This window comes from Kineococcus haloalkalitolerans (genome assembly GCF_050871905.1).
In the GTDB taxonomy this organism is placed as follows: Bacteria; Actinomycetota; Actinomycetes; order Actinomycetales; family Kineococcaceae; genus Kineococcus.
On sequence record NZ_JBJLSH010000056.1, the window covers coordinates 1 to 21,019 of the forward strand.

20 protein-coding genes are annotated in these 21,019 nt (G+C 76.4%); 6 read left to right on the top strand and 14 right to left on the bottom strand.

What is annotated here, in order from left to right; all coding sequences use genetic code 11:
* Positions 1–100: 100 nt before the first annotated feature.
* From ACRYMY_RS17425 to ACRYMY_RS17450, 6 genes are all read right to left on the bottom strand, one after another.
* A complete protein-coding gene (locus tag ACRYMY_RS17425) occupies positions 101–199 on the bottom strand; it encodes a 30S ribosomal protein bS22 (protein WP_012085056.1) in 99 nt (32 codons plus the stop codon).
* Positions 200–322: 123 nt separating this feature from the next.
* The gene (locus ACRYMY_RS17430) at positions 323–523 is read right to left on the bottom strand and encodes a helix-turn-helix domain-containing protein (protein ID WP_369054943.1); all 201 of its coding nucleotides are present in this window, start codon (positions 521–523) and stop codon (positions 323–325) included.
* Positions 524–738: 215 nt separating this feature from the next.
* Positions 739–1,854, bottom strand: coding sequence for an acetoin utilization protein AcuC (locus tag ACRYMY_RS17435; RefSeq protein WP_432548502.1), 1,116 nt, complete (start codon positions 1,852–1,854; stop codon positions 739–741).
* 211 nt (positions 1,855–2,065) lie between these two features.
* Positions 2,066–2,860, bottom strand: a complete 795-nt coding sequence (gene proC, locus ACRYMY_RS17440; RefSeq protein WP_432548503.1) for a pyrroline-5-carboxylate reductase — start codon at positions 2,858–2,860, stop codon at positions 2,066–2,068.
* A 50-nt stretch (positions 2,861–2,910) separates the two neighbouring features.
* Positions 2,911–3,747 carry a sugar phosphate isomerase/epimerase family protein gene (locus ACRYMY_RS17445; RefSeq protein WP_432548488.1) on the bottom strand — a complete coding sequence of 279 codons (837 nt, stop codon included), beginning with the start codon at positions 3,745–3,747 and terminating at the stop codon, positions 2,911–2,913.
* 10 nt (positions 3,748–3,757) lie between these two features.
* Positions 3,758–4,729 carry a Ppx/GppA phosphatase family protein gene (locus ACRYMY_RS17450; RefSeq protein ID WP_432548489.1) on the bottom strand — a complete coding sequence of 324 codons (972 nt, stop codon included), beginning with the start codon at positions 4,727–4,729 and terminating at the stop codon, positions 3,758–3,760.
* A 73-nt stretch (positions 4,730–4,802) separates the two neighbouring features.
* Between ACRYMY_RS17450 and ACRYMY_RS17455 the strand changes: the two genes are divergently transcribed.
* Positions 4,803–5,669, top strand: a complete 867-nt coding sequence (locus ACRYMY_RS17455; RefSeq protein WP_432548490.1) for a hypothetical protein — start codon at positions 4,803–4,805, stop codon at positions 5,667–5,669.
* Positions 5,670–5,682: 13 nt separating this feature from the next.
* The gene (locus ACRYMY_RS17460) at positions 5,683–6,369 is read left to right on the top strand and encodes a class I SAM-dependent methyltransferase (protein WP_432548504.1); all 687 of its coding nucleotides are present in this window, start codon (positions 5,683–5,685) and stop codon (positions 6,367–6,369) included.
* Here ACRYMY_RS17460 and ACRYMY_RS17465 read toward each other — a convergent pair.
* Together ACRYMY_RS17465 and ACRYMY_RS17470 are read right to left on the bottom strand one after the other, a co-directional pair.
* Positions 6,336–8,219 carry a putative bifunctional diguanylate cyclase/phosphodiesterase gene (locus ACRYMY_RS17465; RefSeq protein WP_432548491.1) on the bottom strand — a complete coding sequence of 628 codons (1,884 nt, stop codon included), beginning with the start codon at positions 8,217–8,219 and terminating at the stop codon, positions 6,336–6,338. The two genes, ACRYMY_RS17460 and ACRYMY_RS17465, sit on opposite strands and share 34 nt — an antisense overlap.
* On the bottom strand, positions 8,216–9,412 hold the full coding sequence (locus ACRYMY_RS17470) for a GGDEF domain-containing protein (protein ID WP_432548492.1): 1,197 nt from the start codon (positions 9,410–9,412) through the stop codon (positions 8,216–8,218). The genes ACRYMY_RS17465 and ACRYMY_RS17470 overlap by 4 nt, the downstream gene beginning before the upstream one ends.
* Positions 9,413–9,577: 165 nt before the next feature.
* On the opposite strand from ACRYMY_RS17470, the gene ACRYMY_RS17475 reads away from it, so the two are divergent.
* The 3 genes from ACRYMY_RS17475 to disA all read left to right on the top strand — a co-directional run bounded on the left by ACRYMY_RS17475 (position 9,578) and on the right by disA (position 12,600).
* Entirely contained in the window at positions 9,578–9,943 is a 366-nt protein-coding gene (locus ACRYMY_RS17475; protein WP_432548493.1) for a hypothetical protein, read from the top strand.
* A 67-nt stretch (positions 9,944–10,010) separates the two neighbouring features.
* Positions 10,011–11,414, top strand: a complete 1,404-nt coding sequence (gene radA, locus ACRYMY_RS17480) for a DNA repair protein RadA (RefSeq protein WP_432548494.1) — start codon at positions 10,011–10,013, stop codon at positions 11,412–11,414.
* Positions 11,415–11,514: 100 nt separating this feature from the next.
* The gene (gene disA, locus ACRYMY_RS17485) at positions 11,515–12,600 is read left to right on the top strand and encodes a DNA integrity scanning diadenylate cyclase DisA (RefSeq protein ID WP_369054955.1); all 1,086 of its coding nucleotides are present in this window, start codon (positions 11,515–11,517) and stop codon (positions 12,598–12,600) included.
* 50 nt (positions 12,601–12,650) lie between these two features.
* Here disA and ACRYMY_RS17490 read toward each other — a convergent pair whose 3' ends face one another.
* Entirely contained in the window at positions 12,651–13,370 is a 720-nt protein-coding gene (locus ACRYMY_RS17490; protein WP_432548495.1) for a hypothetical protein, read from the bottom strand.
* A 340-nt stretch (positions 13,371–13,710) separates the two neighbouring features.
* On the opposite strand from ACRYMY_RS17490, the gene ACRYMY_RS17495 reads away from it, so the two are divergent.
* The gene (locus ACRYMY_RS17495; RefSeq protein ID WP_432548496.1) at positions 13,711–14,706 is read left to right on the top strand and encodes an HhH-GPD family protein; all 996 of its coding nucleotides are present in this window, start codon (positions 13,711–13,713) and stop codon (positions 14,704–14,706) included.
* Positions 14,707–14,754: 48 nt separating this feature from the next.
* Here ACRYMY_RS17495 and ACRYMY_RS17500 read toward each other — a convergent pair whose 3' ends face one another.
* The 5 genes from ACRYMY_RS17500 to ACRYMY_RS17520 form a co-directional block, all read right to left on the bottom strand.
* The gene (locus ACRYMY_RS17500) at positions 14,755–15,306 is read right to left on the bottom strand and encodes an amino-acid N-acetyltransferase (RefSeq protein WP_432548497.1); all 552 of its coding nucleotides are present in this window, start codon (positions 15,304–15,306) and stop codon (positions 14,755–14,757) included.
* Between the two features lie 144 nt (positions 15,307–15,450).
* Entirely contained in the window at positions 15,451–17,952 is a 2,502-nt protein-coding gene (locus ACRYMY_RS17505; RefSeq protein ID WP_432548498.1) for an ATP-dependent Clp protease ATP-binding subunit, read from the bottom strand.
* Between the two features lie 324 nt (positions 17,953–18,276).
* Positions 18,277–19,113: an ABC transporter permease gene (locus ACRYMY_RS17510; protein WP_432548499.1), complete on the bottom strand. Its 837-nt coding sequence runs from the start codon at positions 19,111–19,113 to the stop codon at positions 18,277–18,279.
* Positions 19,110–20,150: an ATP-binding cassette domain-containing protein gene (locus tag ACRYMY_RS17515; protein ID WP_432548500.1), complete on the bottom strand. Its 1,041-nt coding sequence runs from the start codon at positions 20,148–20,150 to the stop codon at positions 19,110–19,112. The genes ACRYMY_RS17510 and ACRYMY_RS17515 overlap by 4 nt, the downstream gene beginning before the upstream one ends.
* 253 nt (positions 20,151–20,403) lie before the next feature.
* On the bottom strand, positions 20,404–20,781 hold the full coding sequence (locus tag ACRYMY_RS17520) for a histone-like nucleoid-structuring protein Lsr2 (RefSeq protein ID WP_432548501.1): 378 nt from the start codon (positions 20,779–20,781) through the stop codon (positions 20,404–20,406).
* Positions 20,782–21,019: the final 238 nt, after the last annotated feature.

Genomic DNA, 21,019 nt, shown 5'->3' on the forward strand with positions numbered 1-21,019 from the left:
GCCGCGCGCCCCCGCAGGCGGCCCCCGCCGGCGCCCCGGGCCCGCCGCTCCGGCGGGCCCCCGGCGGGGCCCCCCCCCTCGCGGTGGAGCCGGTGTCAGCTCACTTCTTGTTGCGGCGCTGGTGGCGCGTGCGCCGCAGGAGCTTGCGGTGCTTCTTCTTCGCCATGCGCTTGCGACGCTTCTTGATGACAGAGCCCAAGGGGTCCTCGCTCACTCGACGGTGCTTCTCGCGGTGCCTGCTCGCGCCGCTGCGACGCGGCGAACCGCACGGGAGTCTACCGGCCGCGGCGGGTCCCGGCGCCCGCGCGCTCCCCCGGGCGGCTCAGGCGGTGTCGATGAAGGACTGGCGCAGGTACTCGTGGACGGCGTCCTCGGGCACGCGGAAGGAGCGGCCGACGCGGACGGCGGGCAGCTCACCGCTGTGGACGAGCCGGTAGACCGTCATCTTCGACACGCGCATCATCGACGCCACCTCCGCCACGGTCAGGAAGCGGACGTCGGACAGCGGGCGGTCCTCAGGCATCACCACGCACACCCCTCAGTCGCGCACCGGCGGCCCGCCGTCCGGACCGGCCGGCCCGGTCGGGGCGCGTTCACACCTCCACCATAGGGGCAGGAGTGACCCCCGTGGAAGATCTCCGTGTCCAAATCACTACCGACAGTCACCTATCTGGCCGGTGCAAGCACCTCACGCACGGCGACGACGAGGCCCGGCGCGGTCACGCTCGGTCGAACACGTCAGTCGAACTCGGGGTCCAGCCCGTGCAGCGGGAACGCCGCCCGCCGCGTCGCCAGCACCGCCCGGTCCACCGCGGCGTCCGGGTCGTAGCCGGACTCCCAGCCCGTCCAGGTGGCGCTGCCACCGTCCGTCATCGACGCAGGTCCCGGCCGGCCCGTCAGCTCCTCCACGTAGCGGCGCCAGCCCGGCGGCACCGGCGTCGCCGGCTCCAGCGGCTGCCGCGACGCCTCCGCGACCAGGTGCGCCCACGTGCGCGGCACCACGTCCACCACCTCGTACCCGCCGCCGCCCAGCGCCAGCCACCGCCCGCCCGCGGCCTCGTGCGCCAGCTCGTGCATCGAGCGCGCCACCGCGCGCTGGGCGTCCACCGAGACGGCGAAGTGGCCCAGCGGGTCCAGCGCGTGGGTGTCGCAGCCGTGCTGGGTGACCAGCACGTCCGGCGCGAACGCCCGCACCAGCTGCGGCACCACCGCGTGCACCGCCCGCAGCCAGTCCCCGTCGCGCACCCCCGCCGGCAGCGCCAGGTTCACCGCGGAGCCCAGCGCGTCCGGCCCGCCCAGCTCGTCGGCGTAGCCCGTGCCCGGGAACAGGGTCGTGCCCGACTCGTGCACGCTGATCGTCAGGACCCGCGGGTCGTCCCAGAAGACCGCCTCGGTGCCGTCGCCGTGGTGCACGTCCAGGTCCACGTAGGCCACGCGCTCGGCCCCCGCGTCGAGCATCGCGCGCATCGCCACCGCGGCGTCGTTGTAGACGCAGAACCCGCTCGCGCAGCCCGGCTTGGCGTGGTGCATGCCGCCGCAGAAGTTCACCCCGTGCGCCGCCTCGCCGCGCAGCAGCGCCAGCCCCAGGTCCACCGAGGCGCCCACGATGCGGGCCGCGGCCTCGTGCATCCCGGGGAAGGCCGGGTCGTCCTCGGTGCCCAGCCCGAACACCGCCTCGGCCACCCGCGGGTCCGCCGAGGCCGCCTGCACCGCGCGCACGTAGTCCTGCTCGTGCACCCGCAGCAGCAGCTCGTCCGAGGCCGGGCGGGCGCTGACCACCTCGACGCCCTCGCGGGCGAACAGCCCCAGCTCCTCGCACAGCCGGGCCGTCAGGTCCAGGCGCACGGGCGCCATCGGGTGCCAGCGGCCGAAGTCGTACTGGTTGAACACCGGGTCCCACACGACCCTGACCGCGTCCGGCGCGGCGTCCGGCGCCGGAGCGCCCGCCCCGGTCCGCGGGTCCGCCGCGGCGGACCCCTCGGCAGGGGTCACGACCTGGCCGGCGGGACGCATGCGCGCACGCTACCCACCGCACCCGCCCCCGGACAGCCCGCCGTCCGCACCGTCAGTCCCCCGACAGCTGCCGCGAGCGCGCCCACGCCGCCTCCACGGCCGACACCAGCGCCGCCCGCACCCCGGAGTCGTCCAGCTGGCGCAGCGCCGCGGCCGTCGTGCCCGCGGGTGAGGTGACCTGCTCGCGCAGCACCGTCGGGTGCTGCCCCGTCTCGCGCAGCATCGCCCCGGCCCCCACGACGGTCTGCACGACCAGCTCCGTGGCCGTGGCCCGCGGCAGGCCCAGCAGGACACCCGCCTCGACCATCGCCTCCACCACGTAGAAGACGTACGCCGGGCCCGACCCGGACAGCGCCGTCACGGCGTCCAGGTGCTTCTCCGGCAGCACCACCGCGCGCCCGCACGAGCGCATCAGCTGCTCGGCCGTGGCCAGGTCCTCGTCGGAGACCGACGAGCCGCCCGCCAGGCCCGCCATCCCCTCGTCCACCAGCGACGGCGTGTTCGGCATGACCCGCACGACCGCCGTGCCCGGCCGCAGCCGCGCCTCGACCGCCGCCGTCGTCACCCCGGCCGCCAGCGACACCAGCAGCACGTCGTCGCGCAGGTGCGGGGCCAGGGCGTCCAGCAGCTCGGCGATGTCCTGCGGCTTGACGGCCACGACGACGGTGTCGGCCGAGCGCACCGCCGCCACGCCCTCCCCGGCGCCCGCGCCGACGCCCGCGGCCACGACGCGCACGCCGAAGCGCTCGTGCAGCTCGCGCGCGCGCCCGGCGCGGCGGTCGACCACCAGCACGCTGGCCGGGTCGCGGCCGGCGCGCAGCAGCCCGCCCAGCAGGGTCTGCCCCATGACGCCGGCGCCGACCAGCGCGAGCGTGCCCCCGCCCGCGGGCGCCGCGCTCACGCGCCCGCCCCGGGGGTGGTGGCGGGGGCCGCCAGGTGCTCGCGGGCGAAGGCCAGCGTGCGGGCCAGCTCGTGCTCGCGGGCGGCCCGGCCGCGGGCCCGGCGCGTGTTGACCTCGGCGACGACCGCGCCGGTGAACCCGGTGGCCGCCAGGTGCTGCAGGACCTCCGCGCACGGCTGCGCGCCGTCCCCGGGCACCAGGTGCTCGTCCTTCATCGACCCCGACCCGTCGCACAGGTGCACGTGCGCCAGGCGCTCGCCGAACGCGCGGGTCAGCTCCAGGGAGTTCCGGCCCGACGTCGCCGCGTGCGACAGGTCCAGCGTCAGGTGGTCGTAGCCGACGTGCGTGGGGTCCCAGCCGGGCGCGTACGCCACGACCTCCCGGCCCCGGGCGCGCCACGGGAACATGTTCTCCACGGCCAGCACCACGCCCGTGCTGGCCTCCAGCGCCCGCACGCCCTCCACGAACCCGGCCGCGTACTCGCGCTGCCAGCGGAACGGCGGGTGCACGACGACCGTGCCGGCGCCCAGCTCGGCGGCCACCTCGCAGCTCTTCTCCACCTTGCCCCACGGGTCCCCGCGGCCCCAGATGCGCTGCGTCAGCAGCAGCGTCGGCGCGTGGACCGACAGCACCGGCACGCCGTAGTGCTCGACAAGGCGGCGCAGCGCCCCCGCGTCCTGGCTGACGGGGTCCGTCCACACCATGACCTCGACGCCGTCGTAGCCGAGCCGCCCGGCGATCTCGAAGGCCGCGGTCGTCGACTCGGGGTAGGAGCAGGAGGTGGACAGCCCCACCGGGGGACGACCCCCCGCTGCGGGCTGGACGGGGTGCACGGGGTCCACGCTAGGCCCGACCCGCGCCGGTGCGCTCGCGCACGGGCGCCCGCTCGGCGCCGATGGCGTCCAGCCGGCGCAGGATCAGCCCCTCGCGCAGCGCCCACGGGCCCACCAGCGCCTCCTCCACGCCCAGCAGCTCGAACGCGGCCTCGGCCACCAGCGCCCCGGCCAGCAGCTGCGGCGCGCGCTCGACGGAGACGCCCGGCAGGTCCTGGCGGGCCTTGGCCTTCATCGTCGCCAGCTTCGGCACCCAGGGCGCGAGCTTGTCCAGCCGCAGCGTGCGCCGCACCCGCGGGCCCTCGGCGCTCGGCGCGGCGCCGGTCAGGCGGGCCAGGCTGCGGAACGTCTTGCTGGTGACGACGACGAGGTCCGGCTCGCCCGCGCGCGCCACCTCGCGCACCGCGGCGCCGATCCGCTGGCGCACGTAACGGCGCGCCTCCCGCACGGCCTCGGCCTTCGGCGGGTCGCCCGGCAGGCGGTCGCGCGTCAGCCGCCCGGCGCCCAGCGGCAGCGACACCGACACGTCGGGCACCTCGTCCAGCCCGACGGCGATCTCCAGGGACCCGCCGCCGATGTCCAGGACCAGCAGCCGCCCGGCCGACCAGCCGTACCAGCGGCGCACCGCCAGGAACGTCAGGTCCGCCTCCGCGCGGCCGGGCAGCACCTCCAGGCGCACCCCCGTGCGCTCGGCGATGCCGTCGAGGACCTCCTGGCCGTTGACGGCGTCGCGCACCGCGGAGGTGGCGAACGACAGGCACTCCTCGACGCCGGCGTCCTCGGAGGCGCGCACCGACTCCTCCACCGCGCGCGTCAGCGCGTCCACGCCCTCGGGGCGCAGCGCGCCCGCGTCGTCCAGGTGCTCGGCCAGGCGCACCAGCGAGCGCACCGAGGACACCGGCATCGGGTGGGCACCGGGGTGGGCGTCGACGACGAGGAAGTGGACCGTGTTGGAGCCGACGTCCAGAACGCCCAAGCGCATCCGGGAACCGTACCGGGCGGGACCGGGCCGCCCGCGCGCTCCCACCGCGCTCACCCCGGCCTACCCTCGTCGGGTGCCAGCGCGTCCCGCCCCCGCCACCGGCGCCCGCCCCGCGCCGGCCGGCCCGCCCGAGCCCGTGGAGCCCGCCGAGGTCCCGCTGGAGGGCCCCCGGCTGTGGGTGGAGTTCCCCGAGCCGGACGACGTGGCCGAGGACCCGTACGCCGCCGCGGACACCGTCTACCGCTGCGACCTGACGTGGCTGACCTCGGACTGGACGTGCGTGTTCGGCCGCGGCTGCCGCGGCGTGGACGCGGACTCCCCCGACGTGGGCTGCTGCGCCCTGGGCGCGCACTTCACCGAGCCCGCCGACCACGAGCGCGTGGCCGCGGCCGTGGAGCGCCTGGACGCCTCCACCTGGCAGTTCGAGGCCGCCGGCCGCGGCCCGGACGGCTGGACGGAGCTGGAGGACGGCGCCCTGAAGACCCGCGTCGTGGACGGTGGCTGCGTCTTCGCCAACCGCCCCGGCTTCGCCGCCGGCGCGGGCTGCGCGCTGCACCTGCTGGCCCTGAACGAGGGCGTGGAGCCGCTGACGCTGAAGCCGGACGTGTGCTGGCAGCTGCCGCTGAAGCGCTCCTACCGCACGGTGACCCGCGGCGACGGCACCGAGTACCTGGAGGTGACGATCGCCGAGTACGACCGCCGCGGCTGGGGCGAGGGCGGTCACGACCTGGACTGGTACTGCACCGGCAGCCCGCTGGCCCACGTCGGCTCCCGGCCGGTGTTCCGCAGCATGGAGCCGGAGCTGCGGGAGATGGTCGGCGACGGCGCCTTCGAGGAGCTGGCGCGGCACTGCGAGGGGCTGCTGGCCCGCTCCGGGCGCACCACCGCGCACCGGCGGCTGCTGCCGCTGACCGTGCACCCGGCGGGCGCTCCGCGATGAGGTCCCCGTGACGCTGCCGGGGGTGGTGCCCAGCCCCAACGTGTGGGAGCACCCCGACGTCTACGAGCGGGAGAACCTCGCCGTGGACCGCGGCGGGCTGATCGAGGAGGCCGTGCGCGCCGTGCGCGACTGGGCCGGCGCCGACGTCCTGGACGTCGGCTGCGGGACCGGGTTCCACCTGCCGCGCTTCGCGCGCACCGCCCGGACCGTCACCGGCGTCGAGCCCCACCCGCCGCTGCTGCGCCGCGCGCTGGCCCGCGTCGCCGGCACCCCCGGCGTGCGCGTCCTGCACGGCAGCGCCGCGGCCCTGCCCCTGCCCGACGCGAGCGTCGACGTCGTCCACGCCCGGTGGGCGTACTTCTTCGGGCCCGGCTGCGAGCCGGGCCTGGCCGAGCTGGACCGCGTCGTGCGCCGCGGCGGCGCCGCGTTCGTCGTCGACAACGACGCCTCCCGCTCCACCGTCGGCCGCTGGTTCTCCCGCACCGTGCCCGGCTGGGACCAGCTGGCCGTGGACCGCTTCTTCGCCCGCCGCGGCTGGGAGCGCACGAGCCTGGACGTGGCGTGGGAGTTCGAGCGGCGCGAGGACCTGGAGGCCGTCGCGCGCATCGAGTTCGGCCCCCGGCTGGCCGCGGAGTTCCTCGCGGAGCACGACGGGCTGCGCGTCGACTACGCCGTGGTGGTGCGCTCCAAGCGGTTCTGAGCGCCCGGCCGCGGCGCCCCGCCGGCCGTCCCGGCCGCCTCGGCGAGCAGGTGGTCGACGACCCGCTCCAGCGGCATCGGCCGCGCCCACAGGTACCCCTGGCCCCAGCCGCAGCCCGCCGCCCGCACCGCCGCGGCGGCCGCCTCGTCCTCCACGCCCTCGGCCACCGTCAGCAGGTCCAGCGCGGTGCTCAGCGACGCGATGCCGCCCAGCAGCGCCGCGGCGGCCCGGTCGCCGTGGTCGTCCACGAACGACTTGTCGATCTTCAGGACGTCCACGGGCAGCCGGCGCAGGTACGACAGCGACGACCAGCCCGTCCCGAAGTCGTCCAGCGCCACGCGCACCCCGTGCTCGCGCAGGCGCCGCAGCACGTCGCTGCCGGCGTCGAGGTCGGTGACCAGGGCGCTCTCGGTCACCTCCAGCACGAGGCGGTGCGGCGCCGTGCCCGCGGCGCGCAGCTCCGCCAGGACCGCGTCCACCAGCGAGGGGTCGGCCAGCTGCCGGCCGGACACGTTGACGCCGACCTCCAGGTCCGTCCTGCCGGTGGCCGCGTCCAGGTGCCGCAGGTCGCGCAGCGCCCGCGCCAGGACGTGCCGGCCGACCCCCAGCACCGACCCCGTCTCCTCCGCCACGGGCACGAAGACGCCCGGCGGCACGAGGCCCCGCACGGGGTGGTGCCAGCGGGCCAGCGCCTCCAGGCCCACGGTGCGGCCCGTGGCCAGGTCGACCTGCGGCTGGTACTCGACGTGGACCTGCCCCCGCTCCACCGCCGAGCGCAGGTCGGCGGCCAGCGCCTCGCGCTGCGAGGCGGCCTCGCGCAGGCCGGGGCGGAAGGCGACGGCCCGCGCCCCGCCCCGCTGCTTGGCCTCGCGCAGCGCGACGTCGGCCCCGCGCAGCAGGGCGCTGGCGACCTCCTCGCCGTCGGGCGTGCCGGTGCCGGCGGCGGGCGCGACGGCCGTGCCGGCGCTCGCCGTGACCACCGTGGGGCGCCCCTGCAGCACGACGGGGCGGGCCACCTCCTGCAGCGCGCGGGCGGCCAGCCGGTCCACCTCGCGGCGCAGCCGGTCCGCGGCCCCCTCCCCCGGGCGCTGCGGGTCCCGGGGGTCCTGCTGCACCGCCGCGCGGTGCAGCAGGACGAACTCGTCGCCGTCCAGGCGGGCCAGGACGTCCGCGGGCCCCAGCAGGGGGCGCAGCCGCCGGGCCGCGGTGCGCACGACCTCGTCGCCGCAGCGGTGCCCCAGCGAGTCGTTGACGAGCTTGAGGCCGTCGAGGTTGAGCAGCACCAGGCCCAGGTCGCGGCGCAGCGGGCCCGTGGCGGTGGCGGCCTCCGCGACGAGCTGGACGAGGCGGCGGCGGTTGGTCAGCCCGGTCAGGGCGTCGGTGTGGGCGGCCGCGCGCAGCGCGTCGGCCTGCTCGCGGGCCCGCGTGACGTCGCGGCAGTTCCACACGAGGCCGCCGACACCGGGCACGGCGCGGGCGTCGCTGAAGCGCACCTCCACCCACCGGGTGCCGGCGGAGGTGAGGATCCGGTGCTCGCCGGCCGCGGTGCTCCCGGCCACGGCACCGGCGATCCGGGCGCGCACGGCGGACGCGTCGCGCGGGTCGATCCAGTCGAAGCAGTCCCGGCCCAGCAGGTCCTCCGGCCGCACGCCCAGGGCGCGGACCACCGCCGGGGAGGCGAACCGCACGGTACCCGCCACGTCGGTGACCAGGACGACGTCGGTGGCCTCGCGGGCCAGCGCCTCGTACACCGCCCCCGACACCGCGCCGGCCCCGCGCAGCAGCCGGCGCTGACGGCGCCGGCGCCAGGCGCCGCCCACCCCGCCCCGACCGCCCGCCGCGGCGCTCACCAGGCCCACCGGGCCACCGCCGGGGCGCCCGCGCCCGCCCGCACGGCGTCGCGGCCGGCGGCCTTGGCCTCGTACAGCGCGGCGTCGGCGGCGCCGAGCCCGGCGCGCGCGCCCTCGGCGCAGGCGGCGGCGCCCACGCTGACGGTGACGACCGCCCGCCCGTCCGGGCGCGCGGGGTGCACCACGCCGAGGGCGGCCACGGCGACGCGCACGCGCCGGGCCACGGCCAGCGCCTCGGCCGCACCCGCCCCCGGCAGCAGCACCGCGAACTCCTCCCCGCCGTAGCGGGCGACGAGGTCGCCGGGGCGCACGGCGGCGGCGACGGCGCCCGCGACGCGGCGCAGGCACTCGTCGCCGGCCTGGTGCCCGGCGCGGTCGTTGAAGGCCTTGAAGTGGTCGACGTCGACCATGAGGACGCCGCACGGGGCGCCGTCGAGGCCGTCCAGCGCGGCCTGGAGGCCGCGGCGGTTCAGGACGCCCGTCAGGGCGTCGGCCCCCGCGTCGCGCGCCAGCAGGGCGTTGGCGGCGGCCAGCTCGGCGGCCAGCGCCCGCTCGCGCCGCACGGCCCGGAACGCCCGGCGCGCGCCGGCCTCCACGTCGGCGGCCATGACGAGGCCGAAGGCGCCGCAGACGACGACGGGCACGGCCACGGAGACGCGCAGCCACAGCGGGTCCGCGCCGGTGCCCAGGACGGCGGCGACGGCAGCGAGGAGCGAGGCGACCACGAGGGCCGCCTGGCGCACGTCGCTGCGCACCAGGACGACGTAGAACAGGGTGATGACCTGCACGCCCAGCAGGTAGCCGCCGTCGAGGGCGGTCGGGTCCTGGCGCTGCACGACGCCCAGCACCAGCACGCTCAGGACGGCGCTGGCGGCCACGAACGGGCCGTCGACGCGGCTGGCGGGGCGGCGGGCCAGGTGCCGGCGGCGCAGCAGGAGCCCGACGAGGACGAAGGGCGTGACCACGCCCAGGCGCAGCGCGGCGGACAGGGCGGCGACCTGCGGGGCGAGCAGGACGTCGACGAGCGCGTACGCGTCGAACAGGGCCAGGCCCAGCAGCGCGGTCGGCGCGAAGCTGCGGGCGCGCTCGGCCGCGGCGTGCTCGCGGTAGGCGCGCTCCTCGTCGCCGGGCAGGCGGCGCAGGTCGGCCGTGCGTCCGGTCCACCACCGGCCGGCCGTGCTGCGCGCTCCCACCCCCCGTCCGTCGGCCCGCGGCGGGCGCCACCGCAGCCCGGGGCGCCAGGACCACCCGGTCGGGTCACCGCGCACGCACGCGCGACGACGCAGCGTGGGGTGGACGGCCGTCCGCGCACCGACCCGGGGTCGCTCCGGAGGAGCCCCTGCGTGGATGATGTGCCCATGAGCACGCAGCAGCGCCCGCCGGCCCACGACCAGGAGCAGCGGGCCCTCGCGCCGATCCGCTGGGGCAGGCCGAGCGGCGGGGTCGTCGTCGCCCTGCTGATCTGGGTCGTCGGCATCTTCCTCGCCGCCGTCGTCCCGCTCCTCCTGCTGGGCTCGGACCCGTACGAGGCGGCGCCCGTGGGCCGCATCGGCGTCGGGCTGGCCTTCACCCTCGTCGGCTCGCTGATCATGGTGCTGTCGGCGTACCTGCTGTACCGCAAGAGCGGCAGCATCGGCGCGGCGATCCTGGCCTTCGTGCCGAGCTTCGTCTTCGCCACGCTGGGCATCCTCATGACGACCATGAAGACCCTCTACGGCGAGTGACCCGCTGACCGCGGCGCCCGCGGGGCGCCGCGGAGCTGGTGTCGGGGGCGCCGTCTAGCGTGCCGGCATGCCCTCGAAGACCCCCGTCCGCGCCCGCCCCGGCTACCGCTGCGCCGAGTGCGGGTGGCAGACGGCGAAGTGGGTGGGCCGCTGCGGGGAGTGCCAGGCCTGGGGCACCGTCGAGGAGGTCGGCGCCCCGGCGGCAGCGCGGACGACGGCGCCCGCGGTGGTCCGCCAGCCCGCCCGCCCGATCGCCGAGGTCGACGTCGAGGCCGCGCGGGCGACCCCGACGGGCGTGGACGAGCTGGACCGCGTGCTCGGCGGCGGCCTCGTCCCCGGCGCGGTCGTGCTCATGGCCGGGGAGCCGGGGGTCGGCAAGTCCACCCTGCTGCTGGACGCCGCCTCCCGCGCCGCCGGGGCCGGGCGCACCGTCCTGTACGTGACGGCGGAGGAGTCCGCCGCCCAGGTGCGGCTGCGGGCCGAGCGCATCGGCGCGCTGCGTCCCCGGCTGCTGCTGGCCTCCGAGACGGACCTGGCCACCGTCCTCGGCCACGTCGAGGCCTCCTCGCCCGACCTGCTCGTCGTGGACTCGGTGCAGACGGTCGCCTCGGCGGAGGTGGAGGGCGCCGCGGGTGGCGTCTCGCAGGTGCGCGAGGTCGCCGCCGCGCTCATCGCGGTCGCCAAGCGCCGCGGGATGGCCACGCTGCTGGTCGGGCACGTCACCAAGGACGGCTCCATCGCCGGGCCGCGCACGCTGGAGCACCTGGTGGACGTGGTCTGCCAGTTCGAGGGCGAGCGCCACTCGCGGCTGCGGCTGCTGCGGGCGGTGAAGAACCGCTACGGCCCCACCGACGAGGTCGGCTGCTTCGACCTGTCCGAGGACGGCATCGAGGGGCTGCCCGACCCCAGCGGCCTGTTCGTCTCCTCCACGACCGAGCGGGTGCCGGGCACCTGCATCACCGTGACGCTGGAGGGGCGCCGCCCCCTGCTGGCCGAGCTGCAGGCCCTCGTCGCCACGGAGACGGCCGCCGGGTCGGCCCGCCGGGTGACCAACGGCCTGGAGTCCGGGCGCGTGGCGATGCTCCTGGCGGTGCTGCAGCGGCGCCTGGGCGTGAGCCTGGCCCAGCGCGACACCTACGTCGCCACCGTGGGCGGGGTCCGGCTGACCGAGCCGTCGGTGGACCTGGGCGCCGCGCTGGCCGTCGTCAGCGCCGTGGCCGACCGCCCGCTGCCAGAGGGGCTGGTCGCCTTCGGCGAGGTGGGCCTGGCCGGGGAGGTGCGCCGGGTCACGGGCGTGCCGCGCCGGCTGTCCGAGGCGGCGCGGCTGGGCTTCCGCAGCGCCGTGGTGCCCGTCGGCTCCCTGCCCTCCGGCGGCGGGCCCGCCGGGCTGCGCGTGCACGAGGTCGGCAGCCTCGCCGAGGCCGTCGCCATCGCCGGGCTGCTGCCGCGCGAGGGCCGCGACCGCGGCTGACGGGCGCGCTGCTCGAGGACGCCGCCCGGGAGCGCACCGCTCCTGCCGGGGTGCGCGTCGTCGATAGACTCCGCCCTCGACGACGTACGGAGGGGGACCGGTGGCGACTGCCGACCGCACGCCCGAGGAGGTCCTGCGCGCCACGCTGGCGGTGCTCGCCCCCGGCACCGAGCTGCGCGACGGGCTGGAGCGCATCCTGCGCGGGCGCACGGGCGCACTCATCGTGCTCGGCATGGACCGCACCGTGGACGCCCTGTCCACCGGCGGCTTCGCCCTGGACGTGGAGTTCTCCGCCACGCGCCTGCGCGAGCTGGCGAAGATGGACGGCGCGATCGTCTGCGACCGGGACGTCTCGCGCATCCTGCGCGCGGCCGTGCAGCTGGTCCCCGACTCCTCCATCGAGACCTCCGAGTCCGGCACGCGGCACCGCACGGCCGAGCGGGTGGCCAAGCAGACCGGCTACCCCGTCATCTCCGTGTCGCAGTCCATGCGGATCGTCGCCGTCTACGTGGGCGCGCGCCGCTACGTGCTGGAGGGCTCCGACGCCATCCTCGGCCGCGCCAACCAGGCGCTGGCGACGCTGGAGCGCTACCGCGCGCGCCTGGACGAGGTGACCGGGACGCTGTCGGCCCTGGAGATCGAGGACCTGGTGACGGTCCGCGACGTGTGCTCGGTGGTGCAGCGCATCGAGATGGTGCGCCGCATCGCCGACGAGATCTCCGGCTACGTCGTGGAGCTGGGCGTGGACGGGCGCCTGCTGTCCCTGCAGCTGGACGAGCTGATCGGCGGCGTCGGCCCCGACCGCGAGCTCGTCGTGCGCGACTACCTGGAGGCCACCCGCCACGAGGGGCCGCTGGAGGCGGTCCTGGAGGACCTGGCGGCGCTGGGCTCCAGCGAGCTGGTCGACCTGACGCAGGTGGCGCGGGTGCTGGGCTTCTCGGTCGGCGGGGACTCGCTGGACTCCGCGGTCAGCCCGAAGGGCTTCCGCCTGCTGCACCGGGTGCCGCGCCTGCCGGGCGCGATCGTCGAGCGCCTCGTCGACCAGTTCGGGGACCTGCAGAAGCTGCTGGCCGCGAGCATCGACGACCTGATGACCGTCGACGGCGTGGGCGAGCAGCGCGCCCGGGCGGTGCGCGAGGGCCTGTCCCGGCTGGCCGAGTCCTCGATCCTCGAGCGCTACGTCTGAGCCGGCGGGTCTGAGGCGGCGGGCCCGGTCCGCCGGGCCCGCGCGGTCCCTCAGTCGAGCAGCGTGAACGACAGCGGGGTGGCGCTGACGCCGTCCCAGGTGGCGGTGGCGCTGTACTGGCCGGCCTCGGCGCGCGGCTGGTCGCCGGAGCAGCCGGGCGCGGAGTGCTGGCGCGACCACGTCATCCCCATCGCGCGGGTGGAGCCCTCGGCGCCCGCGGGGGCCAGCTCGTAGACCTGCGAGCCGGTCTCGCCCTCGCAGTCGGCGCTGCTCCACACCTGCGCGCCGGCCGCGTCGCTGATGCTGAAGGTGCGGGTGGCCGAGCCGATCTCGGCGGTGCACGGGGCGTCGCCGGTGTTCTGCACGACGAGGTTGATGCGCGGGCTCTCCTGCGGGCCGAAGGAGACGGCGCTGGAGGTCAGCGAGACGGCCAGCCCGGCGGGGGCGCACGGCTGCACGGGCGCCTCGCCCGCCCCGTCGGTGGCCCCGTCGGTGGGCTCCCCGGTCGGCGACGCGGTGGGGCTCTGGCCGGTGCCGGCGGTGGGTGAGCCGCTGGGGTCGCCCGCGGGGGTGAGGGTCGGCTGGGTGCGCGCCGGGTCGAGCCGCTCGGCGGCCTGCGAGTCCTCCGTCCCGGTCAGCGCCCGCACGCCGGCGACGACGCCGGCGACGAGGAGGGCGAGGACGAGGGCGAGGACGACGAGCGCGACGAGGCGCCGGCGCCAGTAGACGCCGCGCCGCTCCGGCCCGACGGGGTTGACCAGGCTGCTCACCCCGCCGACCGTAGGCGGCCCGCCCGGGCCCACCGGGCAGCCACGCCGCGCGCGCCGGCCCCCGCGGGACGAGCGGCCGCACCCCCGGCGACTCCCGTCACTCCCCGTCCCCCACCCCCCACTCCCCGTCCCTCACCCACCCCTCCACCCACCGTGATCACGAACGGGTGACCTCTCCACCATCCATGATCACCGTGATCTCGCTGGGTCTACCAGCAAGATCACAGCGGGAGCGGGGGGCGGGCGAGAGCGGGCGGGGAGCGGGTGGGGTGGCCGGGGCGGGCCGGGGTGCCGACGGGTGGGGAGGGCGGCCGGGGCCTGGCGCATACTCCGTGACGTCATGCCCCGCCCCGTCCCCGCCGCCAGCCGCCGCACCGCGTCCGCCGTCACCGGTCGCACCGCCTCCGGCGTCCGCCGCGCCGGCACCCCTCCCGCGCCGGGGCTGCCGCCGGGCACCGACGCCGGGGCGCTGCGCGCGGAGGTCCTCGACTGGTACGCCACCCACGCCCGCGACCTGCCCTGGCGGGGCCCCGACCGCACGCCGTGGGGGGTCCTGGTCAGCGAGGTGATGCTGCAGCAGACGCCCGTGGTGCGCGTCCTGCCGGTCTGGCGGGAGTGGCTGGAGCGCTGGCCGGAGCCGGCCGCGCTGGCCGCCGAGGCGCCCGGGGAGGCGGTGCGCGCGTGGGGACGGCTCGGCTACCCGCGGCGGGCGCTGCGCCTGCACGCGACCGCGGTCGCCCTCGTGGAGCGGCACGGCGGGCGGGTCCCGGACGACCACGCCGCCCTGCTGGCGCTGCCCGGTGTCGGCGCCTACACGGCCGCGGCGGTGGCCTCCTTCGCCTTCGGGCGCCGGCACGCCGTCGTGGACACCAACGTCCGCCGCGTGCAGGCCCGCGCGGTGACCGGCGCCGCCGAACCCGCGCCGGCCCTGACGGCCGCGGAGTCCCGGCTCGCGGAGGCGCTCGTCCCCGACGAGGAGGCCACCGCGGCCCGGTGGGCGGTGGCCGTCATGGAGCTGGGCGCGCTGGTGTGCACGGCCCGCTCCCCGCGCTGCCCCGCCTGCCCGCTGCTGGCGCGGTGCGCGTGGGTGGCGGCGGGCCGACCCGAGCACGAGGGGCCGGCCCGACGGGCGCAGGCGTGGGCGGGCACGGACCGGCAGGTGCGCGGGCGGCTGCTGGCGGTGCTGCGCGAGGCCGAGGGGCCGGTGGACGCGGCAGTGCTGGCCGCGGCGTGGACGTCCGACCCGGCCCAGCGCGCGCGCTGCCTGGACGGGCTGGTCGCCGACGGCCTCGTGGAGCCGCTGGAGGACGGGACCTTCTCGCTGCCCCGCTCCTGAGCACCCGTCCCCGCGCTCCCCGGACCCCCGGGTCCCGGCGGAGACGGGTCAGCTCGTCGCGGCGGGCGCGATGCGCAGCATCCGGCTGTTGCCGAGGGTGTTGGGCTTCACGCGGGCCAGGTCGAGGAACTCCGCGACGCCCTCGTCGTGCGAGCGCAGCATCTCGGCGTAGACGTCCGGGGCGACGGGGGTGCCGTCGATCTCGGTGAAGCCGTGGGCGGCGAAGAAGGCCGTCTCGAACGTCAGGCAGAACAGCCGCGTCACCCCGAGGTCGTCGGCGCGGCGCAGCAGCGCCTCCAGCAGCAGGTGCCCGACGCCGCGGCCGCGGACGCTGCGGTCCACGGCCAGGGTGCGGACCTCCGCGAGGTCCTCCCACAGCACGTGCACGGCCCCGCAGCCGACGAGGCGGGCGCCGCCGGGGGCGTCCTCCTCGGCGACGACGAACTCCTGCACCGCCTCGTAGAGGGTGATGAGCTCCTTGCCGAGCAGGATGCGCTCGCGCGCGTAGGCCTCGACGAGGTCCCGGATGCCCGGCACGTCGGCCGTGCGCGCGGGGCGAACCCGCACGGGCGCTGCCCCCGGTGCCGCTGGTGGTGCCACCCGCGTGATCCTGGCAGAGCCGGCGGGAGGGGGCAGCGCGGGACGGGGCAGCGCGGGACGGCCCGGGGCACCCGACCGCTCCCCGGACGCGCGACGGCCCGGCACCCGCGGTCGCGGGTGCCGGGCCGTCGTGCGCTCAGGAGGTCAGCGGACGTCGTCCCCGCCGATCGGGACGGTGACCGGCAGGTCCTCCTTCGAGGTGCCCTCGAAGGTGAAGGCGGCGTCCGGGCCCTCGCCGGTGACGTCCACCGAGACGATCTGGCCGGCCTTGAGGTCGCCGAACAGGATCTTCTCGGACAGGACGTCCTCGATGTCGCGCTGGATGGTCCGGCGCAGCGGCCGGGCGCCCAGCACCGGGTCGTAGCCCTTGGTGGCGAGCAGGACCTTGGCCGCGGGCGTCAGCTCGATGCCCATGTCCTTGTCCTTCAGGCGCTCGTCGACGCGGGCGAGCATGAGGTCGACGATCTGGACGATCTCCTCCTGCGTCAGCTGCGGGAAGACGACCATGTCGTCGACGCGGTTGAGGAACTCGGGCCGGAAGTGCTGCTTGAGCTCCTCGTTGACCTTGGACTTCATCCGCTCGTAGTTGGTCTGGCCCGCACCCGCACCGGCCGCGAAGCCGGTGGCCACGCCCTTGGAGATGTCCCGCGTCCCCAGGTTCGTGGTCATGATGATCACGGTGTTCTTGAAGTCCACCGTGCGGCCCTGCGAGTCGGTCAGGCGGCCGTCCTCGAGGATCTGCAGCAGCGAGTTGAAGATGTCCGGGTGGGCCTTCTCGACCTCGTCGAAGAGGACGACCGAGAACGGCTTGCGGCGCACCTTCTCCGTCAGCTGGCCGCCCTCCTCGTACCCGACGTAGCCGGGCGGGGAGCCGAACAGCCGCGAGACGGTGTGCTTCTCGGAGAACTCGCTCATGTCGAGCTGGATGAGCGCGTCCTCCTCGCCGAAGAGGAACTCCGCCAGCGCCTTGGCCAGCTCGGTCTTCCCGACGCCGGTGGGGCCGGCGAAGATGAACGAGCCGCCGGGGCGCTTGGGGTCCTTCAGGCCGGCGCGGGTGCGCCGGATGGCCTGGGACAGGGCGCGGATGGCGTCGTTCTGGCCGATGACGCGCTTGTGGAGCTCGGCCTCCATGTTGAGCAGCCGCGCGGACTCCTCCTCGGTGAGCCGGACGACCGGGATGCCGGTGGCGGTGGCCAGGACCTCCGCGATCAGCTCCTCGTCGACCTCGGCGATCACGTCCATGTCGCCGGCCTTCCACTGCTTCTCGCGCTCGCCCTTCTGCGCGAGGAGCTTCTTCTCCTTGTCGCGCAGCGACGCGGCCTTCTCGAAGTCCTGCGCGTCGATCGCGCTCTCCTTCTCGCGGCGCACGTCGGCGATGCGCTCGTCGAACTCGCGCAGGTCCGGCGGGGCGGTCATGCGGCGGATGCGCAGCCGGGCGCCCGCCTCGTCGATCAGGTCGATCGCCTTGTCGGGCAGGTAGCGGTCGTTGACGTAGCGGTCGGCCAGGGTCGCGGCCGCCACGAGGGCGGAGTCGGTGATGGAGACGCGGTGGTGCGCCTCGTACCGGTCGCGCAGGCCCTTGAGGATCTCGATGGCGTGGGCGAGGTTGGGCTCGGGGACCTGGATGGGCTGGAAGCGCCGCTCCAGGGCCGGGTCCTTCTCGATGTGCTTGCGGTACTCGTCCAGCGTGGTGGCGCCGATGGTCTGCAGCTCGCCGCGGGCCAGCATGGGCTTGAGGATGCTGGCGGCGTCGATGGCGCCCTCGGCGGCGCCGGCCCCGACGAGGGTGTGGATCTCGTCGATGAACAGGATGATGTCGCCGCGGGTGCGGATCTCCTTGAGGACCTTGCGCAGACGCTCCTCGAAGTCGCCGCGGTAGCGGGAGCCCGCCACCAGCGCGCCGAGGTCGAGGGTGTAGATCTGCTTGTCCTTGAGGGTCTCGGGCACCTCGCCGCGCACGACGGCCTGCGCCAGCCCCTCGACGACGGCGGTCTTGCCGACGCCGGGCTCGCCGATGAGGATCGGGTTGTTCTTGGTGCGCCGCGACAGGACCTGCATGACGCGCTCGACCTGCGGCTCGCGCCCGATGACCGGGTCGAGCTTGCCCTCGCGGGCGGCCTGCGTGAGGTTGCGCCCGAACTGGTCGAGGACGAGCGAGCCCGAGGGGGTGCCCTCCTGCGGGCCGCCGGCCGTGGCGGGCTCCTTGCCCTGGTAGCCGGACAGCAGCTGGATGACCTGCTGGCGGACCCGGTTGAGGTCGGCGCCCAGCTTGACGAGGACCTGGGCGGCGACGCCCTCGCCCTCGCGGATGAGGCCCAGCAGGATGTGCTCGGTCCCGATGTAGTTGTGCCCGAGCTGCAGCGCCTCGCGCAGCGACAGCTCCAGCACCTTCTTGGCGCGGGGGGTGAAGGGGATGTGACCGGACGGGGCCTGCTGGCCCTGGCCGATGATCTCCTGGACCTGCTCGCGGACCGCGTCCAGGGAGATGCCCAGCGACTCCAGGGCCTTGGCCGCGACGCCCTCACCCTCGTGGATCAGGCCGAGCAGGATGTGCTCGGTCCCGATGTAGTTGTGGTTGAGCATCCGGGCCTCTTCTTGGGCCAGGACGACGACCCGTCGGGCGCGGTCGGTGAACCTCTCGAACATGCGGCGCTCCTCGCGGGTGGTCGGGTCCAGGGGGCGCTCCCCCAGCGGACCACTCCGATGCTAGTCCCGGGGTCGGACAGGTTCACTCCCATCGGCGCCTCGGCCGCGGACGTGAGCCCCTCCCGGCCCCGCTGACCAGACCAACCTGCGCCTGACCTGGGCTGTTCCACCAGGTCGTTCGCCCATGGCGTAGCGGCGCGCCGCCCCGCGAGCGGCTGCTCGCGGGGCGGTGGCGGGACGGGACCCCGCGCGGACGGCTCCGCGGGTCGCTCCCCTCCCGGCGACCCGCGCGCCCGCCCAGCGGCCCCGCGGGCGCGCGGACCCTCAGACGTCGCGGCGCTTGAGCACCAGCGCGCCGAGGGCCAGCAGCACCAGCACCCAGGCGGCGAACACGCCCGCACCGGCCCAGGCGTCCAGGTAGACGGGCACCTCCGTGACCTGGGTCACGTTCAGCGGCGCGTTGGAGAACCAGTACTCGCGCAGCGTGTCGCCGCCCCAGGACTCCGGCACCGCCATGAGCAGCAGCGGCACCACGAAGATCGCCGCGAGGACGGTGCAGACGGCCCCGGCGGTGTTGCGCATGAGCGCGCCGACGGCCAGCCCGGCCAGGGCGAACCCGACGAGGACGAGGACGTTGCCGACGAGCGCCCGGGCCACCCCGTCGTCGCCGAGGGAGGCGCCGCGGTCGCCGAGCACGGCCTGCCCGAGCAGGAAGGCCGCGAGCACCGAGACGCCCGTGACGACGAGCACGGAGACGGCGAGGACGGCGGCCTTGGCGGCCAGCACGCCCAGCCGGCGGGGCGCCGTCGTGAACGAGGTGCGGACCATGCCGGTGGAGTACTCCCCGGCGACGACGATGACGCCGACGGCGGCCACGATCAGCCACGCCATCTGCGCACCCTGCAGGCTGGCGGCGGTGGCGTCGACGCCCTGCGCGGCCACCGCCGGACCGGCCTGCGGGTCGGACAGGACGTCGCGCAGGGCCCAGGACAGCAGGACGCCGAGACCGACGATCGCCACGACCGAGGCGATCATCGTCCAGGCGACGGAGCGCACGCTCCAGAACTTGATCCACTCGGCGCGCAGGAGCCCCGCGGCGCTGACGCGGTGCTCGACGGGCCGGTACTGCGGGGACGGCCGGTCGGCGACGGGTGTGCTCACCGGGACACCTCCTGGGTCTCTCGCTGGGTCTCGCCGCGGCCGGCGCGCTCGGGCGCCGGGCCGCTCGCGGGCTGGGCGGACGGGGTGGTGGACGGGTCGGCGGACAGGTCGAGCGCCGGGCCGGCGCCGGGCCCGGCGTGGGCGGCGTACTCGACGGCGTCGGCCGTCAGCTGCATGAAGGCCTCCTCCAGGGAGGCGCGGACGGTGTGCAGCTCGTGGACGGCGACCCCGCGGCGCAGGGCCTCGTCGCCGATCAGCTCGGCGGACAGCCCGCGCACCTCGAAGGCGCCGTCGCCGGTGGCCTCCAGCTCGCCGCCGGCGTCGCGCACGAGGTCGGTCAGCTGCGCGACCTGCGGGGAGCGCACGGTGACGCCGCGGGGGCGCACGCGGTCGACGAAGGCCTGCACGCTCTCGTCGGCGATGAGCCGGCCCCTGCCGATGACGACGAGGTGGTCGGCGGTCAGCGCCATCTCGCTCATCAGGTGCGAGGAGACGAACACCGAGCGGCCCTCGGCGGCCAGCGACTTCATGAGGTTGCGGATCCACAGGATGCCGTCGGGGTCGAGGCCGTTGACCGGCTCGTCGAACATGACGTTGGCGGGGTCGCCGAGCAGCGCGGAGGCGATGCCGAGGCGCTGGCCCATGCCGAGGGAGAAGCCGCCGGCGCGCTTGGCGGCGACCTCGCGCAGGCCCACGAGGTCGATGACCTCGTCGACCCGGGCGCGACCGATGCCGGCGGTGGCGGCCATCGCGCGCAGGTGGTTCAGGGCCGAGCGGCCGGTGTGGACGGCCTTGGCGTCCAGCAGGGCGCCCACGCTGGACAGCGGGGCGCGGTGCTGAGCGAAGGGCCGGCCGTCGACGAGGACCTGGCCGGCGGTGGGGCGGTCCAGGCCGAGGACCATCCGCATGGTGGTGGACTTGCCGGAGCCGTTCGGGCCGAGGAAGCCCGTGACGATGCCGGGCCGGACGGTGAAGCTGAGGTCGTGCACGGCCGTCTTGCGGCCGTAGACCTTGCGCAGGCCTCTGGCTTCGATCATGTGCTGCTCCTCACCGCGGGGCGTGCTGGGGGCGTGCTGCTGACGACGGCCCTCAGCCTGTCGACCCCCTCACCGGGCCCGCGTCCGCCGTGCGGTGGCGGCCGGGTCGGCCGAGCGGTGCGCCCGCGCCCGCCGCGCGCACGACCCCCGGACGACGGACGGCTCCCCCGCCGGAGCGGAGGAGCCGTCGGCGCGCGGTGCGCGCGGGTGCGCCGGGACGGGCGCGGGACCTCAGCGGGCCCTCGGCGGGGCCTCAGTGAGCCGCGTCGTACGCCTCGAGGACCTCGGAGGAGATGCGGCCGCGCTCGGAGACGGTGTAGCCGTTCTCCTTGGCCCAGGCGCGCACGGCGCCGGTGTCGCGGGAGGGGCCGTCGGAGCTCTTCGACGCCCGCGAGGACGAGGAGGAGGACGAGGTGGAGGAGGAGGAGCCGGAGCCGCGGCGGCCGCCGGTGCGGGCGCCGACCCGGCGGGCGTGGCCCACCCACGGGGCGAAGGCGTCGCGCAGCGCGGAGGCGTGCTCGTCGGACAGGTCGATCTCGTAGTTGACGCCGTCGAGGGCGAACGAGACCGTTTCCGCCGCCTCCCCGCCGTCGATGTCGTCCACCAGGAGCACCTGGACCTTCTGCGCCATTTCCCGCACCCTTCCGACCACCCGTTCCCGACGTCTTCCGGGCGCGATCGTGCTGCACCCCGGGAGCGTTGTCAAAAAGGCGCTCAGGAAGTGCCGGAGGGGTCCTGCGCCTTTTCCGCGCCGGCGGCCGGGCGGTGCTCGGCCTCGGCGCGCGCCGCGGGCCCGCGCGCGCCCGCGTCCGCCTAGAAGTTTTAAGGGATAATGTAGGTTTAAATCAACTAAATGCCCAACGACCGGA

Coding starts and splice junctions, on each gene's coding strand:
- ACRYMY_RS17450 (WP_432548489.1), bottom strand. CDS start 4,729: ATGCGCTTGGGCGTTCTGGACGTCGGCTCCAACACGGTCCACTTCCTC.
- ACRYMY_RS17475 (WP_432548493.1), top strand. CDS start 9,578: ATGAGCACGCAGCAGCGCCCGCCGGCCCACGACCAGGAGCAGCGGGCC.
- proC (WP_432548503.1), bottom strand. CDS start 2,860: ATGGGGCAGACCCTGCTGGGCGGGCTGCTGCGCGCCGGCCGCGACCCG.
- ACRYMY_RS17520 (WP_432548501.1), bottom strand. CDS start 20,781: ATGGCGCAGAAGGTCCAGGTGCTCCTGGTGGACGACATCGACGGCGGG.
- ACRYMY_RS17515 (WP_432548500.1), bottom strand. CDS start 20,150: ATGATCGAAGCCAGAGGCCTGCGCAAGGTCTACGGCCGCAAGACGGCC.
- ACRYMY_RS17435 (WP_432548502.1), bottom strand. CDS start 1,854: ATGGCGCCCGTGCGCCTGGACCTGACGGCCCGGCTGTGCGAGGAGCTG.
- ACRYMY_RS17430 (WP_369054943.1), bottom strand. CDS start 523: ATGCCTGAGGACCGCCCGCTGTCCGACGTCCGCTTCCTGACCGTGGCG.
- ACRYMY_RS17505 (WP_432548498.1), bottom strand. CDS start 17,952: ATGTTCGAGAGGTTCACCGACCGCGCCCGACGGGTCGTCGTCCTGGCC.
- radA (WP_432548494.1), top strand. CDS start 10,011: ATGCCCTCGAAGACCCCCGTCCGCGCCCGCCCCGGCTACCGCTGCGCC.
- ACRYMY_RS17495 (WP_432548496.1), top strand. CDS start 13,711: ATGCCCCGCCCCGTCCCCGCCGCCAGCCGCCGCACCGCGTCCGCCGTC.